Source organism: Mannheimia sp., from assembly GCF_056854775.1.
Map to the genome: position 1 here is coordinate 1 of NZ_JBXGGI010000153.1, position 7181 is coordinate 7181.

Annotated in this window: 6 protein-coding genes; 2 read left to right on the forward strand and 4 right to left on the reverse strand. The window is 40.1% G+C overall.

The window, feature by feature from the left end:
* Together ACJHV0_RS10990 and ACJHV0_RS10995 are read left to right on the forward strand one after the other, a co-directional pair.
* A partial coding sequence (locus ACJHV0_RS10990; protein ID WP_483134215.1) for an AAA family ATPase occupies positions 1 to 1986 on the forward strand: 1986 nt, incomplete at its 5' end.
* A 177-nt stretch (positions 1987 to 2163) separates the two neighbouring features.
* Positions 2164 to 3306, forward strand: a complete 1143-nt coding sequence (locus tag ACJHV0_RS10995) for a 5-methyltetrahydropteroyltriglutamate--homocysteine S-methyltransferase (protein WP_483134216.1) — start codon at positions 2164 to 2166, stop codon at positions 3304 to 3306.
* A gap of 48 nt (positions 3307 to 3354) precedes the next feature.
* Here the strand turns inward: ACJHV0_RS10995 and ACJHV0_RS11000 are convergent, their stop codons facing one another.
* From ACJHV0_RS11000 to folB, 4 genes are all read right to left on the reverse strand, one after another.
* Positions 3355 to 4746, reverse strand: coding sequence for a DASS family sodium-coupled anion symporter (locus tag ACJHV0_RS11000; protein ID WP_334229769.1), 1392 nt, complete (start codon positions 4744 to 4746; stop codon positions 3355 to 3357).
* A gap of 171 nt (positions 4747 to 4917) precedes the next feature.
* Positions 4918 to 5817 (reverse strand): cytidine deaminase, encoded by a 900-nt coding sequence (gene cdd / locus ACJHV0_RS11005; protein ID WP_483134217.1) that lies wholly within the window; start codon positions 5815 to 5817, stop codon positions 4918 to 4920.
* Positions 5818 to 5831: 14 nt separating this feature from the next.
* Entirely contained in the window at positions 5832 to 6734 is a 903-nt protein-coding gene (locus tag ACJHV0_RS11010; RefSeq protein WP_483134218.1) for a DMT family transporter, read from the reverse strand.
* Complete coding sequence (gene folB / locus ACJHV0_RS11015) at positions 6731 to 7087, reverse strand: dihydroneopterin aldolase (protein WP_283386110.1); 357 nt, start codon at positions 7085 to 7087, stop codon at positions 6731 to 6733. The genes ACJHV0_RS11010 and folB overlap by 4 nt, the downstream gene beginning before the upstream one ends.
* Positions 7088 to 7181: the final 94 nt, after the last annotated feature.

Genomic DNA, 7181 nt, shown 5'->3' on the forward strand with positions numbered 1-7181 from the left:
CGTACCAAAAATAACCCAGTGCTTATCGGCGAACCGGGCGTGGGTAAAACGGCGATTGTGGAAGGCTTGGCACAGCGTATTGTCAATGGTGAAGTGCCGGAAGGCTTGAAAAACAAGCGTGTACTTTCGCTTGATATGGGAGCATTGATTGCCGGGGCGAAATATCGTGGCGAATTTGAAGAGCGTTTAAAAGCGGTTTTAAACGAACTCGCCAAAGAAGAAGGACAAGTTATCCTCTTTATTGATGAAATTCACACAATGGTCGGGGCAGGTAAAACAGACGGTGCAATGGACGCCGGCAACTTGCTCAAACCAAGCCTTGCACGAGGTGAATTACACTGCGTAGGGGCAACTACCCTTGATGAATATCGTCAATACATTGAAAAAGATGCCGCCCTTGAACGCCGTTTCCAAAAAGTATTAGTGGACGAGCCAACGGTGGAAGATACCATTGCGATTTTGCGTGGATTGAAAGAACGTTATGAAATTCACCACCACGTGCAAATTACCGACCCTGCCATCGTAGCAGCAGCAACGCTTTCGCACCGCTATGTGTCGGATCGTCAGTTGCCGGACAAAGCGATTGATTTAATTGATGAAGCGGCTTCTAGCTTGCGAATGGAGATTGACTCTAAACCTGAGCCGTTAGATAAGCTTGAACGCCGCATTATTCAACTCAAATTGGAACGCCAAGCGTTACAAAAAGAGGAAGATGAAGCCAGCCGCCAACGTTTAGCGAAGTTAGATGAAGAAATGGCAGCCAAAGAGCGTGAATATTCAGAGCTTGAGGAAGTATGGAAAGCGGAAAAATCAGCACTGCTTGGCACACAACATATTAAAGAAGAGTTGGAAAACGCTCGCATTGCGATGGATCAAGCTCGCCGTGAGAACAACTTTGAGAAGATGTCTGAGTTGCAATATGGCGTGATTCCAAACTTAGAAAAGCAGTTACAAGCGGTCGAAAATGGCGAAAAAAATGCAGAAACGCAATTACTTCGTACCAAAGTAACCGAAGAAGAAATTGCCGAAGTGCTTTCAAAAGCAACGGGCATTCCTGTTGCTAAAATGATGGAAGGCGAGAAAGAAAAACTCCTTCATATGGAAGACGTATTGCACGCTCGTGTTATCGGTCAAAATGAAGCAGTGGATGCGGTGGCAAATGCTATTCGCCGTAGCCGTGCAGGGCTTTCTGACCCGAATAAACCGATTGGTTCGTTTTTATTCTTAGGTCCGACCGGCGTGGGTAAAACGGAATTAAGCAAAACATTAGCCAACTTCTTGTTTGATGACCCTGATGCAATGGTGCGTATTGATATGTCTGAGTTTATGGAAAAACACAGCGTGTCTCGCTTAGTGGGTGCACCTCCGGGCTATGTTGGTTATGAAGAAGGCGGTTATTTAACTGAAGCGGTTCGCCGCCGCCCATATTCTGTGGTGCTACTCGACGAAGTGGAGAAAGCCCACCCTGATGTGTTTAACATTTTACTGCAAGTGTTAGATGACGGACGTTTAACTGATGGTCAAGGCAGAACGGTGGATTTCCGCAATACCGTTGTGATTATGACTTCAAACTTGGGCTCACATCTCATTCAAGAGAATGCACATAAGGGCTATGATGCGGTTAAAGAGATGGTAATGGAAGTTGTTGGACACCATTTCCGCCCTGAGTTTATCAACCGTATTGATGAAACGGTGATGTTCCACTCGTTAGGAAAAGATCATATCCGTTCAATTGCGAAAATTCAGCTACAACGCTTAATTACTCGCTTGGCAGAACGTGGTTATAGCCTAACCGTAACCGATGCAGCTTTAGATCATATCGGCAATGCAGGCTTTGACCCATTGTTCGGAGCAAGACCACTTAAACGTGCGATTCAGCAAGAGCTTGAAAATCCACTTGCTCAACAGATCTTAAGCGGTAAATTATTACCGAATAAACCTGTAACGGTGGATTACCAAGACGGCACTATTGTAGCAACGCAATAATAGCCTTTAACAAGCGGTTAAAAATTGCAAAAAATTTGCAAAAGATCACCGCTTGTATAGTAAAAATTTTCATACTGCCCTTCATTAATTTTCATAAGTTAATGAAGGGCTTTTTATTGCTCTTTTTGCTATGATTAACAGTGTTTATAACACAATACAATTACAAGGAGTGATTTTATGAGCCAATTATTTCCGGAAGCAACCATTCGTACCCAAGCCCCTTATCGCAATGATATTGTAGGCAGTTTTCTGCGTACTGATGCGTTAAAGCAAGCGAGAGAAGATTTCAACCAACAAAAAATTAGCCGTGAGGAACTCAGAGAAGTAACCCGCCAAGAGGTTAAAAAACTCGTTGAACTGCAAAAACAACACGGCGTAAAAGCGGTTTCTGACGGGGAATTCAGCCGTACTTGGTGGCATTTGGATTTCTTAGCTGAATTAGACGGTATGGATTGGAAAGAAACAGAAGTCTTTAATGTAAACTTCACGGGTCATAAGCCGAAGGGTCAAACCGTAAAAATCGTAGGTGATATTGATTTCTCGGACAATCACTCTTTTATTGATGCTTACCGCATTTTAAAAGAAGCAGCAGGCGATTATCCAACTAAATTTACTATTCCTGCTCCAACAATGTTGCACGTTATCTGCTGTGTGCGAGATGAAAACTACCAGCCACTACCACAATATCAAGACGAGCAAAAACTTTATGATGATATTGCCAATGCTTATATTAAGGCAATGCACAAATTCTACGAAATGGGATTACGCAACCTACAGCTAGATGATACAAGCTGGGGACAATTCTGTGCCGAAGACAAACGTAAAGAATTTGAGGCCAGAGGTTTCGATTTAGCTGATTTAGCCGAAAAATATGTTGCCTTATTAAATCGTATTGTTGATGCCAAACCTGCCGATATGTCTATTACAATGCACATTTGTCGTGGTAACTTCCGTTCTTCTTGGTTCTCGGAAGGTGGTTATGGTCCTGTTGCTGAAACATTATTCGGCAAATGCCGTATTGACGGTTTCTTCTTAGAATATGATACCGAGCGTGCAGGTACATTCGAGCCGTTACGTCATATTAAAAATCAACAAGTGGTTTTAGGTTTAATTACCTCGAAATTTGGTGATTTGGAAGATAAAAATGCGATCATCGAACGTATTAAAGAAGCTGCTCAAATTGTACCGATTAACCAATTATGTTTATCGCCACAATGTGGTTTTGCATCCACCGAAGAAGGGAATATTTTAACTGAAGCAGCACAGTGGGCGAAATTAAACTTAATTAAAGAAATTGCAGAAGAAGTTTGGGGTAAGTAATTCCCTTTTTATAAAAAAATAGCCAAGTAATCACTTGGCTATTTTCATTTACAACCAGAACCAGTAACCAATTCCGGCAATCACTAATATACAAAGCAAGTCGATTTTATAAGACTTGAGCATATCTTTTTGTCTAACCAAACCTGTGCCGTAAACAATGGCATTAGGTGGCGTTCCTACAGGCAACATAAAGGCACAAGATGCCCCTAGTCCAATAATTAAGGCAAATCCAAGTGGGTTGATATTTAAAGCCTCTGCAATAGAGATAAATATCGGCACAAGTAATGCTGCACTTGCGGTATTTGAAGTAAACTCCGTTAAACAAATAATAAAAGCAGCAATAATTAAGCACACAATAAAATAATGTTTGCCTTCAATTAAAGAGATAATACCTTCCGCCATAATTCGGCTTGCTCCTGTATGGCTAAGTACGGCACTCAAGGTGAGCCCGCCACCAAAGAGAAATAATATTCCCCATTCTGTATTGTCTTGAATTTGTTGCCAACTCACTACTTTTGTTACACACAATAGCAAGGAAGCAACGAGTGCAATAATACTATCAAAGTTGCCAATATTAGATTTTAAGCCTAAGAAGCTTGAAATAAGCGGATTAATCACACTACTTAGCACCCAACAACACGCAATGAAAAGAAAAATGCTCAGCGTAATAACACGTTGACGATTAAAGTTAATTTGTTCAAATTCAAACTCAAAATCTTGGTTAAATCTAGGCTTGAAAGTGATATATAAAATAAAAATGACTAATGGCAAAATAATCAACATAACCGGCAAGCCATACATCAACCAATCGGAAAATGTAAGGTGTAGCTGGGAAGCTGCAATCGCATTTGGCGGGCTTCCGACTAAAGTCCCCATTCCGCCGATACTTGCACTATACGCAATACCAAGTAATACGAAAGTATAAGTATTGCGTTCCGATTCTCTGTCCATTTTACTGAGAATGCCTAATGCAAGAGGTAGCATCATCGCAGCCGTTGCGGTATTGCTCATCCACATTGACAAAAAAGCCGTAACGCCAAATAAATAAAGTACGGCAACAAATAATTTTCCCTTTGCCAGAGCCATAATTTTATTTGCGATCATTTTGTCAATTTTTTGGATATGCAATGCGGCAGCCAATGCAAAGCCCCCAAAGAATAAGAAGATAGTTGGATCAGCAAAGGCACTTAATGCCTCTTTTGAAGTAACCACCCCCAATGCAATTGCCAACACAGGCACAAAAAGAGCAGTAATGGTAACGTGAACCGCTTCCGTGAGCCATAAAATAGCAACAAAAGCTAAAAGAGCTAAGCCTTTGGTTGGCTCCGGCTCAAAAGGTAATGTGTTTAGTAAAACAAAGAAAAGAACAACGTCCGCTATAAAAATAGCCATATCACGTCGGTTCTTTTTAACTTGTTCTAAAATGAGTGCATTATTCATTTCAAATCCTTATATTTTTAATATTATGGGAAATATCTTAACTAAAATTACAACTTGCCATTAGTAAAAAAACACCAAAATATGTGTTAAATCAAAAAGATAGAGAATAAAAAAGCAAGCATTTTTGCTCGCTTTAGAAAATAGTGATTAAATCGCAAAAATAATTAAAAATCAGACCGCTTGTAGTGGAACATATTCAATGTCTAAATCCAATAAGGATTTAGCTAAGGCTTTTGTCATTGCTCTACTACTTAATGAGCCTTCTGCTTCGGCTAATACAATTCGCTCAACAGGCACATCAGCTAATCCTAAAAATAGGCGATAATTCAATGCACTTTGTAACGGTAAAAAAGTTGGGTTGAACGCTGCATTTTCAGCATATTTGCCACAAATAATACGTTCGCCGACTTGTAATGCAATCCCACTAAAGGCTTTGCTATAAGGTGCGTAAGACGTATTTGCAGCAGCAATGGCGGCTTGTTGTAGTTTGTCGCCTGTAGTTGCAAACTGTTGTGGTTGGTTGTCAAGTAGGACTTTTTCAATGCCTAAATCTTTTGGTCCGAAACTATCCGGCAAGTAGCTATGTAATAAATTATCTTGACTGTGCGGTAAATGCACTTTTAGATTTTCAGCTCCACTAAGTTCATTCATAAATTGGCGGCAATGTCCGCAAGGGGTGTAATTAACCACTACATCTGTAATCAAGGTTTCGCCTGCAAGCCACGCGTGGGAAATCGCACTCTGCTCTGCGTGAACCGATTGCTGCATACATTCCCCTGAAAATTCTTGGTTTGCCCCGAAATAGAAATCGCCACGTTTCCCAACTGCTACTGCTCCAACATTAAAATGAGAGACGGGCGTAACCGCATAGCAAGCGGCAATTGAAATACAAAATAGGGCTAATTCAATGCGAGAGCGTTTAAATTCTTCACATAGTTCATCAACAACTTCATAAGATAACTGTCCGTGAAAATCTTGCCTGATAAGTTGCTCAATCACCGCTTTTGTGATTTCACAATTTTTCTCCGCTATTAATTGTTCAAAACGTTCTAAAATTTCTGTACGAAACATATTACTACCTCCGGTTAATATTTTTTATAGCTACAAATCAGTATGCCTGCCGTAATCAATACAGCACTAATAATATGGTAAATATGGACTGCTTCATTTAATAAAATGATGCTAAAAATGGCTGCAAACAGTGGTGTAAAGTTAGTCATTACCGTTCCTTTAGCTGAACCCACTATCGCAATACCAAAATTCCAAAAAGCGTAAGAGAGAATGGACGGTCCAATAACTAAATAACCTATTCCGCTCCATTGTAAAGCGGTCAAATTTGCTAAATTTTTTGCAGATTCTGTTGCATATTCATAAATAAAGAAAGGCGTTAAAGTGATAACCGCTAATCCAACCAATACCGTAAGAAATACGGTATTACTGATGCCTTGCGGACGTAGCCGAATCACACAGCAATAAACCGCCCAGCTTATAGTAGATGCAATCGCCCATAAATCACCTTTATTAATTGAAAGGTTGACTAAACGAGAAAGCTTCCCTTGCATTAATAACCACAGTACACCGAGCAAGCTAATAATTGCACCTGTTAAAATAATCGGGCTAATTTGCTCTTTAAAAGCAAGTCGGTTTAAAAGCAATACCAAAACAGGCGAAATAGCTAAATAGAGGCTGGCATTGAGTGCCGTTGTTGTTTTTAAGCCTTCATATAAAGTAGCAGGGAACAAAATAACCCCAAGTAGCCCCAGCACCCACATTACGCCTAAACGGGGTTTGAATAAAGGTATAGCTCGTAAAGTCGGGCGAAAAAAGAGCAAAGCCAAAATTAAAAATGCCGGTAACCACCGCAAATAGGTTAATGTAATAGGCTGAACTGAGCCGCTTAACACTTTGCCTAATACAAAATTTCCACCCCAGAAAAGGGTCGCAATAATTAAGCTAAAATAACCTAATTTCAGTGATGATGAGGTCATTGATGACCTCGTTCTACAATCACGCCTACACTACTTGCTTGAGCCACCGCCTTAGGCTTATGCAATTCAATGCGAATCCAAGAAAGTTGGTACTCTTTTTGCAATAATTCTGCCAGTTGATAGGCAACGGTTTCTACCAATTTAAACGGTTGAGATTCTACAAAATGTAACACTTTTTCCGACACTTCTGCATAATTCAAGCAATACTTCACATCATCGGTTTCTGCGGCTTTGGAAAAATCCCACGCCATATCAATATTAAACACCAGACGTTGTTTAATAGTATGTTCCCAATCATACGCCCCGATAGAAGCAAATGCAGTTAACTCTCGAATAAACACTTTATCACTCATTTTTCGTCCTGTTATATTTTTAGAATTTCTGTAAAATATAGCACAAGATAAATTTAATCAGGAAAATTTATGACTTTAATTCCCTATTTATTGA

Bases quoted from the DNA above. Each gene is read 5' to 3' on its own strand.
- ACJHV0_RS11000 (WP_334229769.1), bottom strand. From the start codon at position 4,746: ATGAATAATGCACTCATTTTAGAACAAGTTAAAAAGAACCGACGTGAT.
- ACJHV0_RS10995 (WP_483134216.1), top strand. From the start codon at position 2,164: ATGAGCCAATTATTTCCGGAAGCAACCATTCGTACCCAAGCCCCTTAT.
- cdd (WP_483134217.1), bottom strand. From the start codon at position 5,817: ATGTTTCGTACAGAAATTTTAGAACGTTTTGAACAATTAATAGCGGAG.
- folB (WP_283386110.1), bottom strand. From the start codon at position 7,087: ATGAGTGATAAAGTGTTTATTCGAGAGTTAACTGCATTTGCTTCTATC.
- ACJHV0_RS11010 (WP_483134218.1), bottom strand. From the start codon at position 6,734: ATGACCTCATCATCACTGAAATTAGGTTATTTTAGCTTAATTATTGCG.